Origin of the sequence: Pelagibius litoralis, from assembly GCF_011683915.1 — a bacterium.
In the GTDB taxonomy this organism is placed as follows: Bacteria; Pseudomonadota; Alphaproteobacteria; order Kiloniellales; family Kiloniellaceae; genus Pelagibius; species Pelagibius litoralis.
In genome coordinates this window covers 48,675-68,791 of record NZ_JAAQPH010000026.1, presented here as the reverse complement: position 1 = coordinate 68,791, position 20,117 = coordinate 48,675, and the positions used below count along the sequence as shown (strand labels likewise).

Here is a 20,117-nt window from a genome sequence, read left to right as displayed (position 1 = left end):
GTGCTCACAGCTCGAGAACATACAATGGTAACTGACCGTGCTGCCGGGCGACGACAGGCTGCGTTGAGGATTGTCTGCGTCGGGGCCTGTCACGTGGACCGCAAGGCGCAGGCAGAGAGGGCCTTCGTAGCGGCGGCATCCAATCCGGCGGTGGTGGAGAGCTGTTTCGGCGGCGTGGCGCGAAACGTCTCGGACAACCTGGGCCGTTTGGGCGTGGATGTGTCGCTGGTCAGCCGGGTCGCCGACGATGCCGACGGCGCAGCGGTTCTCGGATACCTGCGCAGTCTGCCTTTGGATTATCGTCAGGTCGGTCGGTCCTCCACGGCGCCCACGGCTTTTCACCTGATTGCGCTGGAACCCGATGGAGAGATGCTGGTCGCCGTGGCCGACATGCGGATCTACGATGAGATAACGCCGGCGCTGCTGCGGGAACTGCCCGGGGACTTTTGGCGGGTCGATGCCATTTTTGCCGATTGCAATCTGTCAGGAGAGAGCCTGGCTTACATCGCGGCTCAGGCTGGGCCGTCCTGCCCTTTGGCCGTGAACGGTGTTTCGCCGGCCAAGGCGGTGCGCGCCAAAGCAATCCTGTCCGAGACGGCCTACCTCTTCGTCAACAGGGGCGAGGCCGCGGCGCTGACGGGCGACGCGCGCGCGGACCTTGCGCCTGAGGCCGCCGCCGCCGCGCTGCTGGCCCAGGGGGTCGGCGAGGTTGTCGTCACGCTGGGCGCGGCGGGCCTGCTGGTTGCTGATGCGCATCGCTGCCTGCGCCTGGAGAGCCTGCCCGGGCCGCTGCGCGACGTTACCGGTGCCGGCGATGCCCTGGCCGCCGCCTTTCTGGAGGCGCGCCTTCGGGGCTTGGACCTTGAGACGGCGGCGCGGCGCGGCCTGGCGGCGGCGCAACTGACGATGGGCTGCGCCGAGAGCGTGAACCCCGATTTAAGTTCGGAAAGACTGGAGCGGATGACCTGATGAAGCAGACCATCAACCCGGAACTGGACGACCGGCTGCAGGTCCATCCTGACGTTGTCCAGGCGCTCGCCGAGGGGCGCCCTGTCGTGGCCCTGGAGTCGACCATCATAACCCACGGGATGCCTTTTCCCCGCAATCTGGAGACGGCGCTGGCGGTGGAAACGGATATCCGCACCGGCGGTGCGGTGCCGGCGACCATCGCGATACTGGACGGCTGCATCCGGGTCGGTCTGGATGAAGCCGACCTGTGCCGCCTGGCGGACCTGGATGCGGTCGCCAAGGTAAGCCGGGCCGACCTTCCGGCGGTGCTGGCCGCCGGGCAGCCGGGCTCCACGACTGTGGCGGCCACGATGATCTGCGCCGACCTCGCCGGGATCAAGGTCTTTGCCACCGGCGGAATCGGCGGTGTGCATCGCGGCGCCGCGTTGAGCTTCGACGTCTCCGCCGACCTTCAGGAACTGGCGCGCAGCCCGGTTGCGGTGGTCTGTGCCGGGGCCAAGGCGATCCTGGACCTGCCCAAGACGCTGGAGGTTCTGGAAACCCTGGGCGTGCCGGTGATCGGTTTCGGCAGCGATGCTTTCCCGGCCTTTTACAGCCGCGACAGCGGGCTTGCCGTCCCCCTGCGCTGTGACACGGCCGATCAGGTGGCGGCGGTCATGGCGACCAAGTGGATGCTCGGTCTTGGCGGCGGCCTGATGATCGCCAATCCGATTCCGGCCGACGATGAAATCCCGGCGGACGCCATGGAGGCGAAGATCGGCCTTGCCCTGGAAGAGGCGGCGGCGCAGGGAATCCAGGGCAAGGCGGTGACGCCTTTTCTGCTTGGCCGCCTGGAGGCCTTGACGCAGGGCGCCAGCCTGACCGCCAACGTCGCGTTGGTGCGCAACAACGCAAAGCTGGCGGCAAGCATCGCTGCCGCCTATAGCCGCAGGTGCCCCGGCTAAACAGCTTTAAGGCTGCACCACCAACTGGGCACGGTCGGCGGCCATGCGGCTCCAACCGTATTCGATGACCCGGCCCTCCGTATCGATGTTGATGGACTCCGTGACCAGCACCGGCTGGCTGCGCGGCAAGGCCAGCAGTCGGCTCTCGCTTGTTGTCGGGAGCCGCGCGGTGATGCGGGATTCCTTGCGGGTGTAGTCCTCTACGCCGTAGTGGGCGAGCGCCTTGGTAACCGAATGCTCGTGCTTGTAGACCTCGATGAAGTCGGGAAAACGTCGTGCGGGGAAGTAGTGTGCGCCGATACTGATCGGCCGACTATCGACGATGCCGATACTCTCGATCAGTACCACGCCCGCCCTTTTTCGTATGTGCAGGTTTTGGGCGACGGTGGCGTCAGCGGCCATCACCAGGGCACGCACGGTCTCGCCGGAGGGGATGCGCGACTGCTTTTCGATGTTCTCGGTGAAGCGTGTGCGCTTGCCGAGTTTGTAGTCGACCATTCGCTCCTGCACGAAGGTGCCGCGGCCCTGTTCGACGCGGACAATCCCCTCCTGCTCCAGATAGGCGATGCCGCGGCGCAGGGTGTGGCGGTTGACCGTAAAGCGCTCCGCCAGTTCCGCCTCGGTGGGCATCTTCTCGCCGGGCCCGAACACCCGGTTCTTGATATCGCTCTCCAGAGTCTCGGCGATCTGCCGCCAGAGCGCGACGCCCGCCTGCCGATGCAGTGTCATGATCGGGTCCCGTCATGCAAAGTTCATGAAGTTGTTCTTTACACCCCTTGGGTTCCTCTTTTACCTTCAGAAGGTATGGACGTCTAGACAAATATAGGATTTGTATAATGGAGGCCCCCGCAAGCGAAGAGGCCGGAAAGATGGACCCGGCCCAGGCTGCCCGTCAGCGCTGGATGTCCGTCCTGGCCAAGGCTCAGCTCTCAGAACTGGAGAGCGCCTGGAAAGAAATGCCGCAGAAGCCGGACTTCGATTGGCTGCGCGCGCCGGAGACCGGCATGGTGATGCTGCGCGCCCGCACGGGGGGCACCGGCAGCCAGTTCAACATTGGTCAGATGACGGTGACCCGCTGTGCGCTTCGCCTGGCGAACGGCAGCGCCGGCCTGGGTTATGTCCAGGGACGCTCCAAGCGCCACGCCGAATTGGCGGCGCTCTTCGATGCGCTGCTGCAGGACGGCACACAGGCCGCGGATCTGGAGGTAAAGGTGATCACACCGCTGCAGGCACAGCAGATATCGCGGCGCAAGGAAGCCAGCAAAAAGGCCAACTCAACGAAGGTGAATTTCTTCACCCTGGTGCGCGGGGAGAACGACTGATGGCGATGCTTTCAAGCCCGGGTGGCCCGGCTGGTATCGGTCCGGCCGGTATCGATATTGCCGACCTGAAACCCGGCCTCGGCGATCCGGTCCATGATTCCCAGGGGATCTTTCGTATTCTGCTGGAGGCGATGGCCCGCCCCGGAAAGGTCATGCAGTTCGAGGGCGGGCTCGACGCGCCGACGCCCCTGGATGTCGCCACGACGGCGGCGTTGCTGACGCTCTGCGATCAGGATACGCCTTTGTGGATCGACTGGATTGCCGATACACCGCCGCTGCGCGGTTATTTCTCGTTTCACTGTGGCTGCCCGCTTGTCGAACGCAGCCAGGAGGCCGCCTTCGCCCTGGTCAGCGATGCCGAGAACATGCCCCGGCTGGCACTCTTCGCCCAGGGGGTGGACCAATACCCGGACCGCTCCGCCAGCCTGGTCATCCAGCTTTCCAGCCTTGTGGAAGGGCCGGCGACCGTCTTGAGGGGGCCGGGTATCAGGGACCAGACGGTTCTGAAGGCCGCCGGTCTGCCGGACTGGTTCTGGAACGACTGGCGCCTGAATGCCGGGCAGTTTCCGCTGGGTGTCGATGTTTTCCTGACCGCTGGCCGCTCGATCGTCGGTCTGCCGAGAACCGTTGTTGTGGAGGCTTAGAGCATGTATGTCGCGGTCAAGGGTGGCGAACAGGCGATCCTCAATTCCCATAAGCTGGTGGCCGAGGAGCGCCGCGGCGACGCCGCAGTGCCGGAGCTGACGCTGAATCAGATCAAGGAGCAGATGCAGCTGGCGGTCGACAGGGTCATGACCGAGGGCTCGCTCTACGACCGCGATCTGGCGGCGCTGGCCATCAAGCAGGCCCAGGGCGATCTGGTGGAGGCGATCTTCCTGCTCAGGGCCTATCGCACCACGCTGACCCGCTTTGGCGAAACCCAACCCATCGACACGGCACAGATGGCGGTCAGGCGGCGTGTCTCGGCGGCCTACAAGGATCTGCCCGGCGGGCAGATCCTGGGGCCGAGCTACGACTACACCCACCGCCTGCTGGATTTCGCGCTGGCGGCGGAAGAAGGCGTCGGCGAACCCGAGGCGGCGGTGGCCGATGAGGCGGTGGATGACAGCATCCCCCGGGTGACCGACATCCTGAACCACGAAGGCCTGATCGAGGAGGAGCTTGCGTTCGGCGATGACGGCCCGGTGGCCGATTTGACCCGCGAGCCGATGGCCTTCCCGGCCGAGCGCGACATGCGCCTGCAGAACCTGGCCCGGGGCGACGAGGGTTTTCTGCTGGCGCTCGGCTACTCCACGCAGCGCGGCTTTGGGCGCAATCACCCCTTCGCCGGTGAAATTCGTCTCGGCGAGGTGGCCGTGGAATTCGTCCCGGAAGAGTTGGGCTTTCCCATCGAAATCGGCGAGGTCACCGTCACCGAGTGCCAGATGATCAACCAGTTCGCCGGCTCCGCCGAACGCCCGCCGCAGTTCACCCGCGGTTACGGCCTGGCCTTCGGTCACTGCGAGCGCAAGACCATGGCGATGGCCCTGGTGGACCGGGCGCTCAGGGCGCGCGAGTTGGACGAGTCCATCGAGTACCCGGCGCAGGACGAGGAGTTCGTGCTCTATCACTCCGACAACGTCGAGGCTTCCGGTTTCGTCCAGCATTTGAAGCTGCCGCACTACGTCGACTTCCAGTCGGAACTGCAATTGATCCGTAGCCTGCGACGGCGTCATGACGAGGATCACAGGGAGGCGGCAGAGTAATGCCACAGACCGACAACCAGACCGCAGCCGCGCCCGGGGCCGGCGAAGGCTACAACTTCGCCTATCTGGACGAGCAGACCAAGCGCATGATCCGCCGCTGTATCCTGAAGGCGGTGGCGGTGCCCGGCTACCAGGTGCCCTTCGGCGGGCGGGAGATGCCGCTGCCCTATGGCTGGGGCACCGGCGGCATGCAGGTGACCGCCAGCATCATCGGCCTCGACGATACATTGAAGGTGATCGACCAGGGTGCCGACGACACGACCAACGCCGTGAATATCCGGCGTTTCTTCGCCCGTACCGCGCAGGTCGGCACGACCGAGGTGACGGAAGAAGCCAGCATCATCCAGACCCGCCACCGGGTGCCGGAAGATCCGATGACCGAGGACCAGATCCTGGTCTATCAGGTGCCCCAGCCGGAGCCCCTGCGCACGTTGGAGCCGCGGGAGATCGAATGCCGCAAGATGCACGCCTACAAGGAATACGGCCTGATGCAGGTCTCGCTCTATGAAGACATCGCGCGGTTCGGCGAGATCGCCACGTCCTATTCCTATCCGGTGATGGTCAATGAACGCTATCTCATGTCGCCGACGCCGATCCCCAAGTTCGACAATCCCAAGATGGACGATTTTCCGGCGCTGCAGCTTTTCGGGGCGGGGCGGGAGAAACGCATCTATGCCATTCCGCCTTACACCAAGGTGAAGAGCCTGGATTTCGACGATCATCCCTTCCGGGTTCAACAGTGGGAGGAAGACTGCGCCCTTTGCGGGGCGGAGGAGACCTTCCTGGACGAGGTGATCCTGGATGACAGCGGCGGCAAGATGTACGTCTGTTCCGACTCTCACTTTTGCGGCAGGCGCCGGGCCGAGGGGCATGTCGGCCAGTTGCCCGACACGGCGGCCGCCGCCTATGCTGCGGCGGTCGGCGCGCAGGAGGCGCCGGACGGCGATGCTGCCCAGGCGCAGGGAGAAGGCGAAACATGAACGATACATCCCCTTTGCTGCGCGTGCACAATCTGTCGCACGCCTTCGGCAGTCTTCTTGCCTGTGCCGACATTTCCTTTGAGCTGCACAGCGGCGAGGTGCTGGGTGTGGTCGGGGAGTCGGGCTCCGGCAAGACGACCCTGCTGAACTGCCTCTCGGCGCGGCTGATGCCGACCAACGGCATCGTCGAATACGATCTGCGTGATCGCGGCCTGACCGACATCTATGCTCTCTCGGAGCCGGAGCGGCGCTTTCTGCTGCGCACCGACTGGGGTGTGGTGATGCAGAACCCGCGTGACGGCCTGCGCATGAACGTCAGCGCCGGCGGCAACGTGGGCGAGCGCCTGATGGCGGTGGGCGCGCGTCACTACGGCGAGATTCGCAGCGCAGCGGAAGACTGGCTGGCGAAGGTCGAAATGGACCTCGGCCGGATCGACGATGCGCCCAAGCATTTTTCAGGCGGCATGCAGCAGCGTTTGCAGATCGCGCGCAATCTGGTGACCAAGCCGCGTCTGATCTTTATGGATGAGCCGACCGGCGGGCTGGATGTTTCGGTGCAGGCGCGCCTGCTTGATCTTTTGCGCGGACTTGTCCGCGAACTGAAACTTTCAGCGATTATTGTGACCCATGATCTCGCGGTCGCCCGCCTGTTGGCGGACCGGCTGATGGTGATGAAGGACGGCAGGGTGGTGGAGACCGGTCTGACAGATCAGGTGCTTGATGATCCGCACCATCCCTATACGCAGCTTCTCGTCTCCTCGGTGCTACAGGTATGACAATGATCGAAAAGCAGGAACAACCACCCTTGATCCGGGTCGAGAACCTCAGCAAGACCTTTATCCTGCATGTCCAGGGCGAGGCCCGCATCCCGGTCTTTTCCGATCTCAGCCTGGAGGTGGCGGCGGGCCAGTGTGTTGCGCTTTTCGGGTCGTCGGGAACCGGCAAGTCGACCTTGCTGCGCTCGCTCTACGCCAACTACAAGCCGGGCAGCGGCCATATCTGGGTGCGCCATGGTGCCGACTGGGTGGATATGGCGACCGCCGTCCCGCACCGGGTGTTGGAAGTGCGCCGGGAGACCATGGGCTATGTCAGTCAGTTCCTGCGCGTCATTCCGCGAATCTCGGCGCGCGATATCGTTGCCGAGCCGCTGCACGCCCTGGGCATCGATCTGGAGCAGGCGCGCGCCAAGGCGGAGGTTCTGCTGGCACGGCTGAACATTCCAGAGGCCATGTGGGACCTGGCGCCGGCCACCTTTTCCGGCGGCGAGCAGCAGCGCGTGAACATCGCCCGGGGTTTCGCGGTGGACTATCCCATTCTCCTGCTCGACGAGCCGACGGCGTCCCTGGACGCCGGTAACCGTGCCGTGGTGATCGAACTGATTCGCGAAGCCAAGGCCCGTGGCACGGCGCTGGTTGGGATCTTCCATGACGATGAGGTGCGCGAGGCCGTCGCCGACGCGGTGTTCAATGTAAAGGCGGGGGAACTGGCGGCATGAGCGTGGAACGGGTCATCAGCAACGCGCGGCTGGTTCTGGAAGAAGAGGTCGTGCACGGCAACCTGGTCATCAAGGATGGCCGGATCGCCGGGATCGCCAGCGGCGCGACCGCCGTGGCCGCGGCAGAGGACATGGCAGGCGACTATGTCCTGCCCGGGCTCATCGACTTGCACACCGATCACTTCGAAAAGCATGTGCTGCCGCGCCCCGGCACCCACTGGGACCCGGTTGCGGCCATCATGGCCCACGATGCCCAGATGGCCGGCGGTGGCGTCACAACGGCTTACGACTGTGTCTGCGTTGGCGTCAGCATCAAGCATCCGGAGCGCAAGGACATTCTCCGCCCGATGATCGATGCGGTGCGCGAAGCCCGTGACAAAGGCATGCTGCGGTCCGATCACATTGTCCATCTGCGCTGCGAGGTTACCGACGAGGAGGTTGTCGATCTTTTCGACTCCGTCGCCGACCATGCCGCCGTCGGCATGATGTCCCTGATGGATCATGCGCCGGGCCACCGCCAGTATCCGAACGTTCAGAGCTTCCGCGAGCGCACCATGAAGAACCTGAGCCTCAGCGAGGCCGAGGCCGACGGGCATATCGAACGCCTGACCGGCGCACAGCACGACGTGGTGCCGAGAAACCGGGCCGAGCTGGCCGAGCGTGGCAGGGCGCGGGGGCTGGCCATTGCCAGCCACGATGACGAGACCGAGGCGCATGTCGAAGACGCGGCGGCCATGGGGATCACGGTTTCGGAATTTCCGACCACCGCAGCGGCGGCCCGCAAGGCCCGCGCCCATGGTATGCATATCGTCATGGGCGCGCCCAACCTGATCCGCGGCGGATCGCACTCCGGTAACGTTTCGGCGGCCGAGCTGTCGGAAGAGCGATTGCTCGACAACCTCGCCTCCGACTATGTGCCGGCCGCTATGCTGCAGGCCGCCTTTCGCCTGACCCAGGGGCCGCATGGCCTGGCTTTGCCGGCGGCGGTCTGCAAAGTAACGGCGAATCCCGCCCGGGCCGCCGGCCTTGACGACCGCGGACGCCTTGCCCCCGGCCTCAGGGCGGATTTACTGCGGGTTGCCATGGTCGACGACAAACCTCATGTTCGTACAGTCTGGCGCGATGGAAAGCAGGTGATGTGATGTTGCAGGAGCAGGTAGTGGAAGAGCGGGAGTCCCCGGTTGCCGTTGCGGCAGCCCCCCTGGTGCTGGCCAATGCCGAAGTGGTGACCGCGGAGGCTGCCTTTCGCGGCGCCGTCACCGTGCAAGGCGATAGGATTACCGAGATAACTGAGGGCGGTAACGTTCCCAGCGGTGCTCTCGACTGCCAGGGCGAGATGGTGCTGCCCGGCTTGGTCGACCTTCATACCGACCACTGCGAACGTCATGCCGTCCCGCGGCCCGGCGTACAGTGGGATGCCCTGCAGGCGGCGATTGCCCACGATGCCCAGGTGGCGGCGGCGGGGATCACCACGGTCTTCGATTCCCTGGTGGTGGGCCTGCGCGATGCGGACCAGACCCGCCGCGATCTGCTGGGCCTGATCATGGCGGCGGTGGAGAAGGGGGACGCCCTCGGCCTGTTCCGCAGCCAGCATTTCCTGCATCTGCGCTGCGAAGTGACGGACCCGACCCTGCTGGATCAGGTCGCGCCCCACATGGACCACCCTCTGCTGCGGTTGGTGTCGATCATGGAGCACACGGTGGGCCAGCGTCAGTTTCCCGACGCCGAAAAGTACCGCGAGGTGCTGGTGAAGCTGTTTCATGTGCCGGAAGACCAGGTGGAGGAACGCTTCCGCCGCGATGCCGAGGCCTCGCGCACTTTTGCACCGACCTATCGGGCTGCGATCTGCCGCATGGCGCACGAAAAGGGTATTTCCATTGCCGCCCATGATGACGAGACCCTGGAACACGTCGAGGAAGCCGCCCACCTGGGGATGGCGATCTCCGAATTTCCGACGACGCTTGTCGCCGCCGAGGCGGCGCGCGAATGCGGCATGGTCACCATTATGGGCGCGCCCAACGTGGTGAAGGGCGGTTCCCAGACCGGCAATGTCTCCGCGATAGAGCTGGCCCGGGCCGACTTGCTGGACATCCTGGCCTCCGACTACGTGCCGATCTCCATGCTGGCGGCGGCCTTGCGCCTGACAAAGGACGACGTGGGTCTGTCGCTGCCCCGGGCGGTGAAGATGGCCAGTCTCGCCCCGGCCCAGGCGGCGGGCCTGACCGACCGCGGCGAGATTGCCGTCGGCAAGCGCGCCGACCTGCTGCACGTCCGTATGGTGGAAGAACACCCGGTGGTCCGCACGGTCTACGGCGCCGGCAAGCGGGTGGCTTAGCCGGTTCTGTTTGGAATTGCAGGATTGCTGCAGCGCGTTAACCTCTCGGGCAAGAGTTCTTGCCGAGCTGGCTATGGCTGGGGCAGATTTCCCAGCTGGTTCCCTAAGTCAGCTCTTTTGGCCAACTCGGTTGTTTGTATTTCAATGATCATTCGCGAAGACGATTTGCGCGGGGAGGCGATCGCCTCTCTCCTGTCGGCCCATCTGGACCTCATGAGAAGCAACTCTCCCCCGGAGAGCGTGCATGCCCTCGATCTCGATGCCCTGCGGGGGCCGGAGATTACCTTTTGGACGGCCTGGGAGTCTGCGCAGTTGCTCGGTTGCGGTGCGCTGAGGGAAATCGACGAGCGCCACGGTGAGATCAAGTCCATGCACACGGCGGCGGCCGCGCGCGGGAAGGGCGTGGCGCGCCGGCTTCTGCAACACATTATCGATGAGGCGAGGCGCCGGTCGTACCGGCGCCTGAGCCTTGAAACCGGTAGCCCGGAGGTCTTCGCGCCGGCGCGCACGCTCTACGGCGACTTTGGTTTCCAGACCTGCGGGCCTTTTGCCGGCTACGTCTACGACCCTTTCAGCGTCTATATGACCCTCAAGCTCGCGCAGGAGCGCGACCCGGCCTGAGAGGCAAGAACTTTACCTTGGTAGCGAGAGATCAATTGATTGTCGAGAAGGTCAGGCCGGCGTTTCGCTTGGCCTTCGCTTTCGCGCTGGTCCTCGTCTTTGGCCTGCTTCTGCCGCAGGCGGTTGCATCGGAGTCCTGTCCCGAGGGGGCGCCCTGCGCAGCGGCGTTTCCGCTTGGCCCCAAGCTGTATTTGCCGGTCTACGCCAGTCGTCCGCTCGGTGAGGCGGTGCCGCAGATCCGCCGTGCAGTGGTCGTCATTCACGGGGTCGGGCGCGACGCCCGTCAGTACTTTCACCGGGTGGGCGAGGCGGCCCGTCTGGAAGCGGTCGAAGAGCAGACCTTGATTGTGGCACCGCGGTTCACGATTTCGGCAGACAGGACGACGGCGGACAGAGCGTCAGATCAGCGCAACGGTGCGGTATTTTGGGATCGCAACAGCAATTGGCGCCGTGGGGACTGGTCTTCCGTGCTCCCGGAAGGGCAGATCAGTTCCTTCAGGGCCGTCGAGCGCCTGCTTGCCTATCTGGGTGACCGGGCGCTGTTTCCCAACCTGGGCAAGATCACGGTCGTCGGCCATTCGGCCGGCGGCCAGTTCGTCCAGCGTTTTGCTGCCGGGCACGCGGAGATCCCGGAAGTGGCTCACACGCGGCTGCGCTATGTTGCGGCGAACCCGGGCGCTTATCTGTATCTGAACCCTTACCGGCCGGTGCAGACCTTCGACGGCCGCTTTGCGCCGCCGCATGCTGATCTGTGCGGCGACTACAATCACTACGACCATGGGCTCGACCAACTGAACCGCTTTATGATGCGCGCCAGCAGGGAGAAACTGGTACAGCACGCGCGGCAGCGGCCCCTGACCCTGTTACTGGGAGAGCGGGATATCAACCCATGGGACCGCACACTTAACCGGACCTGCTCGGCGGCTCTTCAAGGGCGGCATCGCCTGGAGCGGGGCCGCCTGTTCAAGGCGCATCTGGACCGGTTCTTCGCGCCGCACAATACGCAGGTTGTGCTGGTGCCCGCTGTCGGGCATGCCGGCGGCAGCATGTTTCAGTCTGATGCCGGCCGCGCCGTGATCTTCTTCTAGGCCTACCCGTGATTGCTTTACCCCGTGATCCCCCCTATAGCGTCAGGATCTTCTCGTTCATGTGGCGGACGCGGGCGGTGAGGGTGCGCATGACGTCGAGCGCGAAATAAGGCGTCTCGTGGATCAGATAGAGGAAGGTCCGCTCGGTCACCGGAACCACCTCGCTGGGCTCCAGCGCAAGCACTGAAGCGCTGCGCGGTGAGCCGTCGATCAGGCCCATCTCGCCGAAGACACCGCCGGCGCCGACTTCCTCGACCTGGGCGCCGTTGACGACGATCGCGACCCGGCCCTTGTGCACCAGGTACATCTCATGGCCGGTGGTATCCTGCTCGATGATGGTCTGACCGGCCTCGAAACCCAGCGGTTCCAGGCCGATGTTCGTGAGAATGCCGAAATCCATCTCGCGCTTGTCGGCAATGTCCATGGCGCTAAACCCCCCTCCCGATTGACTGGCCGCAAGATGCCTCATTTTTGTGACGGTTTCATGACGGTACTTGTCTTTGCATGGGCGTTTGTCCCGAACCTGCAGAAAACCCGGCTTGTTGACGCAGCTCAGTCTGCTGCGGCCGAATTCGGTATGGCTCAGGTCTTTGCGGTGGAGAAGATGTAGCCGGCGCCGCGTACGGTCTTGATCACCTGCGGTTTTGCCGGATCGCCTTCGATCTTGCGCCGAATGCGCGCGATACGAATGTCGATCGAGCGATCGAAGGGCTCCCAATCACGATTGTGTGCAAGGTTCAGCAGTTGGTCGCGGGTGAGCACGTGGTTCGGGTGATCGGCGAAGGCCTTCAGGAGGTCGAATTCCATGCTGGTCAGGGGAATTTCCGCACCGGAGGGCTCGAAGAGCTTGTGGGACTCCAGGTTCAGAGTGAAATCCCCGAAGTGAACGACGCGCGCAGCGTTGTCGGTGCGGGTTGCCTCGGAATCTTCTTGTTCCGAGGCGCGTCGCAGCACCGCCTTGATGCGGGCCAGGAGCTCGCGCAGATCGACGGGTTTGGCCAGATAGTCATCGGCGCCCATTTCCAGGCCGACGATACGGTCGACCACCTCGCCCGCCGCCGTCAGCATGATAATGCCCACCTCGGTGCTTTCGCGCAGATAGCGCGCAAGGGAGAGTCCGTCTTCGCCGGGCATGCGAATATCCAGGAGGACCAGATCGACGTCCTTTTCGTTGATCACCTCGCGTAGGCCCTCGCCGCCGCTGACGGCGGTTACCTGGAAGTCGTGAAGCTCCAGATACTCCTCGATGGTTTCGCGAATTCCCGGCTCGTCATCGACGACGACGATGTGCTTTCGCCCCTGCATTTCAACGGCTCCCTAACCAGCTCTCTCAACAGTGTTCAACATTAGACGCTACCCATATCCCGCTTTTCATGTTTCGTCCGATTCCACGGCCGCGGTTGCTGCCTTCGAACGCTGTTCCTGCTCCCGGCCCAATATCCGGTCGACCAGATCGCGGACTTCTTCCAGGGTAAAGGGCTTCTCTATGAAAGGCCGGTGAACCCGCTTCAGAAACGCCCGGGCCGAAGGGCTCAGCGTATCGCCTGAAACGAAGGCCGTCCGCTTCAACAGATCCGGGTCGCGCCTTTCAAGCGCAGCATAAAGGCTGGGGCCGTCAAGATGCGGCATCCGCACATCGCTCAGGATGACATCGAAGCTGCTGGCGTCCAGCATCGTCAGCGCCTTTTCGCCGGACTCGGCTGTTTCGACACGGTGCCCCTGAGTTGCGAGGATATCGCACAGCATCTGTGCCACATCCGGTTCGTCGTCGATGATCAGGATGCTGGCTTTTGCGCCCAGACATCCTGCAACGGTCTTCTTGTTGCTCGACGGTTCGCGCGTTTTCTCCCAGCTCGCCGGCAGGCTGACGGTAAAGGTGGAGCCGCGACCGACTTCACTGTCGACGCGAATGCGCCCATCGTGGGCTTCGACGATCCGGTGACTCACGGCAAGGCCGATGCCGGTGCCTTCGCCGATTTCCTTGGTGGTGAAGAAGGGTTCAAAGACGCGGCTGCAGATTTCCTCTGGAATGCCCGTCCCGGTGTCAGCGACTTCGAGAACGACTTCCTGGCGATGGTTATCGTAGCGGGCGGTAATCTTCAGTTCCCGCGGCCTCTCGCGAACCTCCATCATGGCTTGCTGTGCGTTGACTGTAAGGTTGGTGACCACCTGGTTCATCTGGTCGGGGTCGGCCCAGACCGGCGGTACCTTGGGGTCGATATCGACGATGATGTCGATATTGGCGGTGCGCAGCGAGTAGCCCGTGACATCCAAGGTGGCCTGGACGATGTCGCACAGGTCGACGACCCTGCGTTCCGGCGGCCGTTGACGGGCCATGGCCAGGAACGATTTGACGATGCGCGAGCAGCGGTCTGCGGCATTACCGATCTTTGTCGCCCGCTCGATGATACGGGCATCACTGGCGGTTTCTTTCAAGAGCTGCGCATGGCCGACGACGACGGAAAGCGGATTGTTGAGCTCATGAGCAACCCCGGCGAGGAGGGAGCCGAGGGCGCTCAGTTTTTCGCTCTGGTAGAGCGCTTCGCGATGCCGCGCCATCTCGGTCTCGGCCGCGCGCCTCTCGGTCTGGTCATAGGCGCTGGCAACGATCATCTCCTCGCCCTGGTATTCGATCAGGCTGGCGGTCAGGGAGGCCCAGACATGCCCACCGTCGGCTTTGCGAAGCTCGACCTCGAAACCTTGCAGCATGCGCCGTTCGCGCAGCAGCGTGAGGTAACGCTGGCGATCGCGCGGATCGACATAAAGGTCGGCTATGTAGGTCGCTTCGCCGGACCGCTGCATCTGTCCGAAGAGGGCGCGCGAAGCCGGGCTTTCGTAGATGATCAGGCCATCACTGGCCCGCGTCATTGCCACAGGGACCGGCGAAGCCTCCAGGATACTGCGCACCAGGTTCTCACTCTCCCGCAGCGCCCGTTCCATCTCCTTGCGATTGGTGATGTCGGTGCGGGTCACCACGATGCCGCCCTGGCGTGTCGGTTGGTTGGTGAACTGGAACCAACGCCCGTCGGCCTGCTGAAACTCCAAGTCGGTGCCGAACTGGAGGCGCAGGTTTCTGCGCTCCTCGAGCCATTCTTCGACCCGGCCTTCCGCGCCGACGTACTGGCCCCGCTCGGCGCCGGTTCGGATAAAGTCGGCCCAGCGCACGCCAGGTTCCAGGACATCGTTGCTCAGTTTGTTGAATTCGCGGTAGCGCTGGTTGCAGGTGACCAGGCGGTCTTCGGCGTCGTAGAGCGCAAAACCCTCGGAGAGAGACTCCACTGCGTCCTGCAGCGTTTCCTGGGCTTGGCGGAGCTGGGTTTCCTTGTCGCGCTGTTCGGTCAGATCGACCACGCCGCCGATGGCAATGGTTTTCCCGTCATGTTCGCAGAGTCGTGAAAATACGGCGCCCCAGAACACCGTGCCGTCGGCTTTCCGGAAAAGAGTTTCGCGGCCATCCAGGCGGCCTGCGGCCAGCAGCTCGTCGGTACAGTGCCGACGGTCTGCGGGGTCGGCATAGGCGCGTTCGGATTTGTAATGCTGGGTGACTGGCCAGTCATAACCAAGCAACGCTGCCGCTGCAGGGCTATGGTACAGCACGATACCGGTGTCGACATCGGTGAGCCAGAGTGGGAAGGGGTTGTTCTCGACGAGGCTGCGGAACTGCTGCTCGCTTTTGCGAAGCGATATCTCCGCTTCCTTCAGCTTAGTGATATCGGTGCGTACATAAACCCGCCCGCCACCGTGGATGGGATGGGTTGTCGTCTGTTTCCAGGCACCGCTCTTCAACTGAAACTCTACGGGCTCGCTTTCCGACTGCCGGACGTGGCTCAACCACAGTTCGGGTGTAATCGAAAGGCCCTCTATGATTTCGCCGTCTATGCTCTGCAGTTGCGGCAGGACATCGCAGTAGTTGTCGTAGGTGGAACTGCCCACCATGGCTTGCGGCGTCAGATCGTAGATCTCGGAAAAAGCCGCGTTGCACAGCACCAGCTTGTCATCCACGTCATAAATGGCAAAGCCGTTGGGAATGCTTTCGACCGCATCCTGGAGAAGCTGCCAGAGGTGGCTGATCGCTGCCTCCGCGGTGACGCGCTCGCTGATATCCCTCAGCTCGGTAACAATGGCACGGTCTTCGCCCAGATCGATAACCGAGAGCATGACTTCGACCGGCAGGTCGCGGCCGTCGCTGTGGCGCGCGATCAGGGTGAGGGTTTTGCCGGCGGCTTGCTCTCCGGCTGTCTGGAGCAGCAGATCCACCGCTTCCAGAAAGCTGCTGCGACTGTCGGGATCGAAGAGGTCGCTGACTCTCGAAGCGTCCCGGCTGCTTTGTCCGTCGGCAAAGAAAAGGGCGACTGCCGCGCGATTGATTTCAGCGATCCGCCCCTCCCGGTCGCTCAGCACGATGGGATGAGCGGCTTGGTCGATGATGGCCGCGCGCTGTGCGGCCAAGGCGTCCGGGTCGGGTTCGGTGTCTTTTTCCTGCTCGATGCTGACAATGCAGCCGTTGATCGCCGGGTCGCTCGCGGCCTTGCCGGAACTTGCGGCCAGCGACATCTCATCGCGCCGCCAGGCATAGACCCCCGTTTCGACCGCGACACGGTAGTCGACACTGGCGGCGCCGCTTTCCAGGACTGCCGCAAGCGCCTCTTCGTAGGCCACGCGGTCGTCGGGGTGAATGAGCTCGGCCAGGGCGTTTTCCCGGCCGCAGAGCTGTTCGGCGCTCTTACCGATCTGTTGTTCCGCGCCTGGGCTCACGAAGTCGAGGTTCAGTTTTCCCTTGGCGAGTTGTCCGCGATAGAGAACGACAGAGAGGCGGGCCGCCACCAGATCGAGCAACTGGCGTTCCGCCCCGCCAGGCAGGTCGAAGGCGAGGGGGCTTTCGGGTGTCGCCCGCGCCATTGCGAGGCCTCCTGTGACGCGTTTGTCTTGCTTGTCCGCCGGAACCGGGCGAGCCGGCCGGCGGCAGGCTGCCAAGTCAGCAGGAAGGCAGAGTAGCCGAGGGGCACACCAGAGAAAAGAATAGATAGGTACAGCCGGACCCGAGGCGAAAGCTGCGTTTTTTCGCAAGTCCACGACTGTCGATTGTTGTGATGGTCCTGCCACCAAATCTGCCCGCCCCAGTGAAATTGACCTTAAGTAAGATTCCGTCTGTTTTAACGGTTGCCCCAAAAATCGAATGACCGAGCCGGTGCGCCTCCCAACGCACCGGGCCGGCTTACATACTGTTTACTGCGACCGAAACCTGCTGCGGCTGCTGGGCAACCGCTCTTCGGCTTCATGCGCGGCACTGATGATCATCGAGCGGTTCAAGCCGATATCGCGCAGCATGTGATCATCCAGCTTGGAAAGATCCGTAACGGTCTTGCGGATGCGCAAGCGGCGCGCAAGAGGGCCGATAATCTGCCGCAGGATCTCCGCCGCGCCGCGCGCGGCCTGTTTCTGAATGGTTGGTCGGATAGCTGCACCGAACGGGCTGGCCGGTCGAACACCGGGCAGAACCATTGGCGAGCCAAATACATCGGGATTGCTCATTGCTCCACCAAGCTCCTAAGTGAACTGATTGGTTATGCGGTTCGCCCATTGTGCCCGGCGGTGCGTTCTCCCTGCAGCCGCCGATCACCATGGATGCCAGATATAAGGAGCGCCTGTTTCCCGCCGATGTCGCGCGAAGCCCCTTTTGGTATCAATTGTTGGCTGTTCGAGCCGCCGTGCGCCTGATGCGTTGCCGGGCATTCGCGGCCTGGAGTCGTTCTTTCAGCCTCGGCGAAGGTCATCTGATCCTCGATTAATCGAGGAAAAACAAAACTCTATGGATCGGCGGTCGGCATCTGCGCCCAGTTACGGAGCGGCGCTGCGATTGCAGGGGATCTCAGAAAAGCTGAAACAATTGATACAGTTCGCCCTGGCGGCGGGATTGTTCGGTCCGGGCCGGTGATGCTGCCGCTTTCTGCGTCACGGCAAGGAAACAAAGAATTACTCCCCGGTCACTCGCCTTAAATAGGACATTTGCCGCGGCCCGCGTGACGTCGATATCCTTCTCAAAACAATCAAAAAAGAATAACTCAGAAGTCACAATTCAGGAGCCGCTGTGTCCCTTTTCCCTCTGCGTGGTCCCCGGGGTGAAGCTGCGCTCGGCGAAGACCACGGCTTGTCGGCGACGGCAACGACGGCGCTGATCGTCGCTGCGGTCTTTGTTGGCGCCGTGCTGCTGGTGGCACTGCTGGCCCTGCAGACACGTGTGCCTTTTCCCGACCTGACGCGCGATCCGCTCGCGATCATGGGGAAGAAGTCGGCCCCTCATCTTGGGTTTCTCTCCAACCTCGGCGCCTTGCTTTGGTGCACGACGGCAGCCGTTTGTGCCTTTGTCGGCTTGCGGCTGATGCGCGACCGCGATTCCCGGCGCCGCAGTCTTTTTCTCTTCGCTGTGGCCGGTTTCTCGGCCGTGCTGCTGTTCGACGACCTCTTCATGGTTCACGAAAACCTGAAGCTGCGCATGGCCCATGGCGACATTGCCTTGTTTGTCGTTTATGGCATTTCGGCTTTTTGTTACATCGGGGCTTTTCGCGGTGTTCTGAGCCACATCGGGGTCTTTGCGCCGCTGCTTGCGGTCGCACTGCTGGGCGTCAGCGTGGCCGCCGACGTCGCCAAGCTGACGGACCAGGTAGAGGGAACCTGGCCCTGGGTGCTGGAGGATGGCAGCAAGTTCGTCGGCATAGCACTCTGGACAGCTTTTCATCTCAGAGCGGCCTGGATACTGGACGCCGGGCGACGCCTGGGGCATGAGTGTTGATCGCTTGGCGCGGCTTCGCGAAGATCCGTTAACCCGTCGTTAGGGCCGTTGTGCGACAGACTTTCTCCGGCGTCGGACCCAGGCTAAGCTGGCCAATATCTTGGAGAAAGTCGAGATGACGCAGCGATCTGCGCGGTGGAAAAGAGTTTTAGGCGCTGCCCTGGCGGTTTTCGTGATGCTGTCTTTAACGGCGAATCGCTCGGTGGCGCACCCTCATGTCTGGATCGATTCCGTGGTCCGCCTGATCTTTGATGACAATCACCATGTCACCGCCCTTGAGGTCGAGTGGCATTTTGACGAGTTCTACAGCCTCTTTGCGGTAGAGGATCTGGACAAGAACGCGGACGGGAAGTTGGACGAGGCCGAACTGAGGCCGCTTGCCGAACTGAACGTGACGTCCTTGGAGAGCTATCGCTACTTCACATACGTCAAGGTGGACGGTGTCGATGCGGCCTATGAGAAGGTCCGCGATTACAGTTCCCGGTTTGACGACGGCATCCTCAGTCTGCGCTTTGTGTTGCCCCTGAGCGTGCCTGTCGATCCGCGTACCGCGCAGTTCTCCTTTTCCAGCTACGATCCCAGCTTCTACATCTCGATTGAGCCTGGGCGGGAGACGCCCGTCATACTCTCCGATGGCGCGCCGGAGGGGTGCGCGCTGCGCCTGACCAGGGGCGCAGACACCGAAACCCTCAATCTAGCCGACACCGATATTTTCGATGCCGGAGGCCAGAGCATTGCGGCCCGGTTCGCTTCCCGCGCAACGCTCAGCTGCGCCAGCCCAGCGGTTATTCAATGACGCCAGCCTTTCGTTGGATTCCAAGACAGGCCGGCCTTTGCGCCGTGTTGCTGCTGGTCTTTTGTGTGCTTTGGGGCGGCCCGCAGGCGGCGGCACAGACGCCGCTGGTACCGCCGCCGGAAGCCGCGGCCGGCCAACCGGCATCCGCCGGCCCCTGGCAGACCCTTCTGCTGTACGTCCACCAGATGCAGGGCGACCTGCACCGCCGCCTGGCCGGTGCCGTCCGTGCCCTTAAGGGTGATGCCGCGGGCGAGGCGGCGCTCTTCCTGGTTGCCCTGAGTTTTCTCTACGGGGTCTTCCATGCGGTCGGCCCAGGGCACGGCAAGGCGGTGATCTCCACCTATCTGCTGGCCAATGAGTCTGTGGTCAGGCGCGGCATTGTCCTGGCTTTTCTGGCGTCGTTTCTCCAGGGCCTCACAGCCGTCGTCCTGGTCGGCCTGCTGGCGGTGCTGCTCGATATGAGCGGATTGCGGGTGACCGCTTCGGTGGGTCTGCTGGAAAGCGCAAGCTATGCGCTGGTCGCCCTGGTGGGCCTATGGCTCCTGTGGTCGCTGCTGCGGTCCTGGCGGGGTGCCAAGGGGACCGGTGAAGAGACGGAAGGTCATGATCACGGCCATGACCCTGCCCAATGCGGACACAATCATGCGCCGGACCCGGCGCTGCTGTCGCGCCGGGGTTTCCTGTCCGCGGGTTGGGGAGTCGTCGCCGCCGTCGGCCTGCGGCCCTGCAGCGGTGCGGTATTGGTGTTGCTGTTTGCCCTGGCCCAGGGCGTTCTTCTGGCGGGCATTGCCGCGACAGCCGCCATGTCGCTTGGAACGGCGATGACGGTTTCCGCGCTTGCCTTGCTCACGCTCTGGTCAAAGCGTCTGGCGGTCACGGTTATGGGCGGGAGAGTCCGCTGGGTCGAGACCTTCTATCAACTGCTTGGTTTCGGCGGCGCGGTACTGTTGATCCTTCTCGGCAGCGGGCTTTTTATCGTGTCGCTGCGGGCTACAGGCCCTCTTTAATAGTGCTGTAATAGCGCTGTAATCT

At 63.4% G+C, this 20,117-nt stretch carries 20 protein-coding genes; 15 read left to right on the top strand and 5 right to left on the bottom strand.

Going from position 1 to position 20,117, the window contains the following annotated elements:
• The first annotated feature begins 24 nt into the window (after window positions 1-24).
• On the top strand, window positions 25-969 hold the full coding sequence (locus tag HBA54_RS24765) for a carbohydrate kinase family protein (protein ID WP_167230014.1): 945 nt from the start codon (window positions 25-27) through the stop codon (window positions 967-969).
• Window positions 969-1,913 (top strand): pseudouridine-5'-phosphate glycosidase, encoded by a 945-nt coding sequence (locus tag HBA54_RS24760; RefSeq protein WP_167230011.1) that lies wholly within the window; start codon window positions 969-971, stop codon window positions 1,911-1,913. The genes HBA54_RS24765 and HBA54_RS24760 overlap by 1 nt, the downstream gene beginning before the upstream one ends.
• Before the next feature lie 6 nt (window positions 1,914-1,919).
• On the opposite strand, the gene phnF is transcribed toward HBA54_RS24760, so the two are convergent.
• A complete protein-coding gene (gene phnF / locus HBA54_RS24755; protein WP_167230008.1) occupies window positions 1,920-2,642 on the bottom strand; it encodes a phosphonate metabolism transcriptional regulator PhnF in 723 nt (240 codons plus the stop codon).
• Window positions 2,643-2,749: 107 nt separating this feature from the next.
• Here phnF and phnG point away from each other — a divergent pair, with 107 nt between their 5' ends.
• The 10 genes from phnG to HBA54_RS24705 all read left to right on the top strand — a co-directional run bounded on the left by phnG (window position 2,750) and on the right by HBA54_RS24705 (window position 11,499).
• Window positions 2,750-3,235: a phosphonate C-P lyase system protein PhnG gene (phnG, locus tag HBA54_RS24750; protein WP_167230005.1), complete on the top strand. Its 486-nt coding sequence runs from the start codon at window positions 2,750-2,752 to the stop codon at window positions 3,233-3,235.
• Complete coding sequence (gene phnH, locus HBA54_RS24745; RefSeq protein ID WP_205944897.1) at window positions 3,235-3,879, top strand: phosphonate C-P lyase system protein PhnH; 645 nt, start codon at window positions 3,235-3,237, stop codon at window positions 3,877-3,879. The genes phnG and phnH overlap by 1 nt, the downstream gene beginning before the upstream one ends.
• A 3-nt stretch (window positions 3,880-3,882) precedes the next feature.
• Window positions 3,883-4,980 (top strand): carbon-phosphorus lyase complex subunit, encoded by a 1,098-nt coding sequence (locus HBA54_RS24740; RefSeq protein ID WP_167230001.1) that lies wholly within the window; start codon window positions 3,883-3,885, stop codon window positions 4,978-4,980.
• The gene (locus HBA54_RS24735; protein WP_167229998.1) at window positions 4,980-5,960 is read left to right on the top strand and encodes an alpha-D-ribose 1-methylphosphonate 5-phosphate C-P-lyase PhnJ; all 981 of its coding nucleotides are present in this window, start codon (window positions 4,980-4,982) and stop codon (window positions 5,958-5,960) included. Before HBA54_RS24740 ends, HBA54_RS24735 begins: the two co-directional genes overlap by 1 nt.
• Complete coding sequence (phnK, locus tag HBA54_RS24730) at window positions 5,957-6,736, top strand: phosphonate C-P lyase system protein PhnK (RefSeq protein WP_167229995.1); 780 nt, start codon at window positions 5,957-5,959, stop codon at window positions 6,734-6,736. The genes HBA54_RS24735 and phnK overlap by 4 nt, the downstream gene beginning before the upstream one ends.
• Window positions 6,733-7,455: a phosphonate C-P lyase system protein PhnL gene (phnL, locus tag HBA54_RS24725; protein ID WP_240932890.1), complete on the top strand. Its 723-nt coding sequence runs from the start codon at window positions 6,733-6,735 to the stop codon at window positions 7,453-7,455. Before phnK ends, phnL begins: the two co-directional genes overlap by 4 nt.
• On the top strand, window positions 7,452-8,597 hold the full coding sequence (locus tag HBA54_RS24720) for an alpha-D-ribose 1-methylphosphonate 5-triphosphate diphosphatase (protein WP_167229991.1): 1,146 nt from the start codon (window positions 7,452-7,454) through the stop codon (window positions 8,595-8,597). The genes phnL and HBA54_RS24720 overlap by 4 nt, the downstream gene beginning before the upstream one ends.
• A complete protein-coding gene (locus HBA54_RS24715) occupies window positions 8,597-9,790 on the top strand; it encodes an alpha-D-ribose 1-methylphosphonate 5-triphosphate diphosphatase (RefSeq protein ID WP_240932889.1) in 1,194 nt (397 codons plus the stop codon). Before HBA54_RS24720 ends, HBA54_RS24715 begins: the two co-directional genes overlap by 1 nt.
• A 144-nt stretch (window positions 9,791-9,934) precedes the next feature.
• Complete coding sequence (locus HBA54_RS24710) at window positions 9,935-10,411, top strand: GNAT family N-acetyltransferase (protein WP_167229988.1); 477 nt, start codon at window positions 9,935-9,937, stop codon at window positions 10,409-10,411.
• Between the two features lie 35 nt (window positions 10,412-10,446).
• Window positions 10,447-11,499 carry a hypothetical protein gene (locus HBA54_RS24705; RefSeq protein WP_167229985.1) on the top strand — a complete coding sequence of 351 codons (1,053 nt, stop codon included), beginning with the start codon at window positions 10,447-10,449 and terminating at the stop codon, window positions 11,497-11,499.
• A gap of 34 nt (window positions 11,500-11,533) precedes the next feature.
• Here the strand turns inward: HBA54_RS24705 and HBA54_RS24700 are convergent, their stop codons facing one another.
• From HBA54_RS24700 to HBA54_RS24685, 4 genes are all read right to left on the bottom strand, one after another.
• Entirely contained in the window at window positions 11,534-11,923 is a 390-nt protein-coding gene (locus tag HBA54_RS24700) for a Crp/Fnr family transcriptional regulator (protein ID WP_167229982.1), read from the bottom strand.
• A gap of 158 nt (window positions 11,924-12,081) precedes the next feature.
• Window positions 12,082-12,804 (bottom strand): response regulator, encoded by a 723-nt coding sequence (locus HBA54_RS24695; RefSeq protein ID WP_167229979.1) that lies wholly within the window; start codon window positions 12,802-12,804, stop codon window positions 12,082-12,084.
• A 66-nt stretch (window positions 12,805-12,870) separates the two neighbouring features.
• The gene (locus tag HBA54_RS24690) at window positions 12,871-16,398 is read right to left on the bottom strand and encodes a PAS domain S-box protein (protein WP_167229975.1); all 3,528 of its coding nucleotides are present in this window, start codon (window positions 16,396-16,398) and stop codon (window positions 12,871-12,873) included.
• A gap of 327 nt (window positions 16,399-16,725) precedes the next feature.
• A complete protein-coding gene (locus tag HBA54_RS24685; protein ID WP_167229972.1) occupies window positions 16,726-17,031 on the bottom strand; it encodes a DUF1127 domain-containing protein in 306 nt (101 codons plus the stop codon).
• A 556-nt stretch (window positions 17,032-17,587) separates the two neighbouring features.
• On the opposite strand from HBA54_RS24685, the gene HBA54_RS24680 reads away from it, so the two are divergent.
• From HBA54_RS24680 to HBA54_RS24670, 3 genes are all read left to right on the top strand, one after another.
• Window positions 17,588-18,289: a DUF8692 domain-containing protein gene (locus HBA54_RS24680; protein WP_167229969.1), complete on the top strand. Its 702-nt coding sequence runs from the start codon at window positions 17,588-17,590 to the stop codon at window positions 18,287-18,289.
• A 115-nt stretch (window positions 18,290-18,404) separates the two neighbouring features.
• Window positions 18,405-19,085, top strand: coding sequence for a DUF1007 family protein (locus HBA54_RS24675; RefSeq protein ID WP_167229966.1), 681 nt, complete (start codon window positions 18,405-18,407; stop codon window positions 19,083-19,085).
• Window positions 19,082-20,092, top strand: a complete 1,011-nt coding sequence (locus HBA54_RS24670; protein ID WP_167229963.1) for a nickel/cobalt transporter — start codon at window positions 19,082-19,084, stop codon at window positions 20,090-20,092. The genes HBA54_RS24675 and HBA54_RS24670 overlap by 4 nt, the downstream gene beginning before the upstream one ends.
• The last annotated feature ends 25 nt before the right edge of the window (window positions 20,093-20,117 follow it).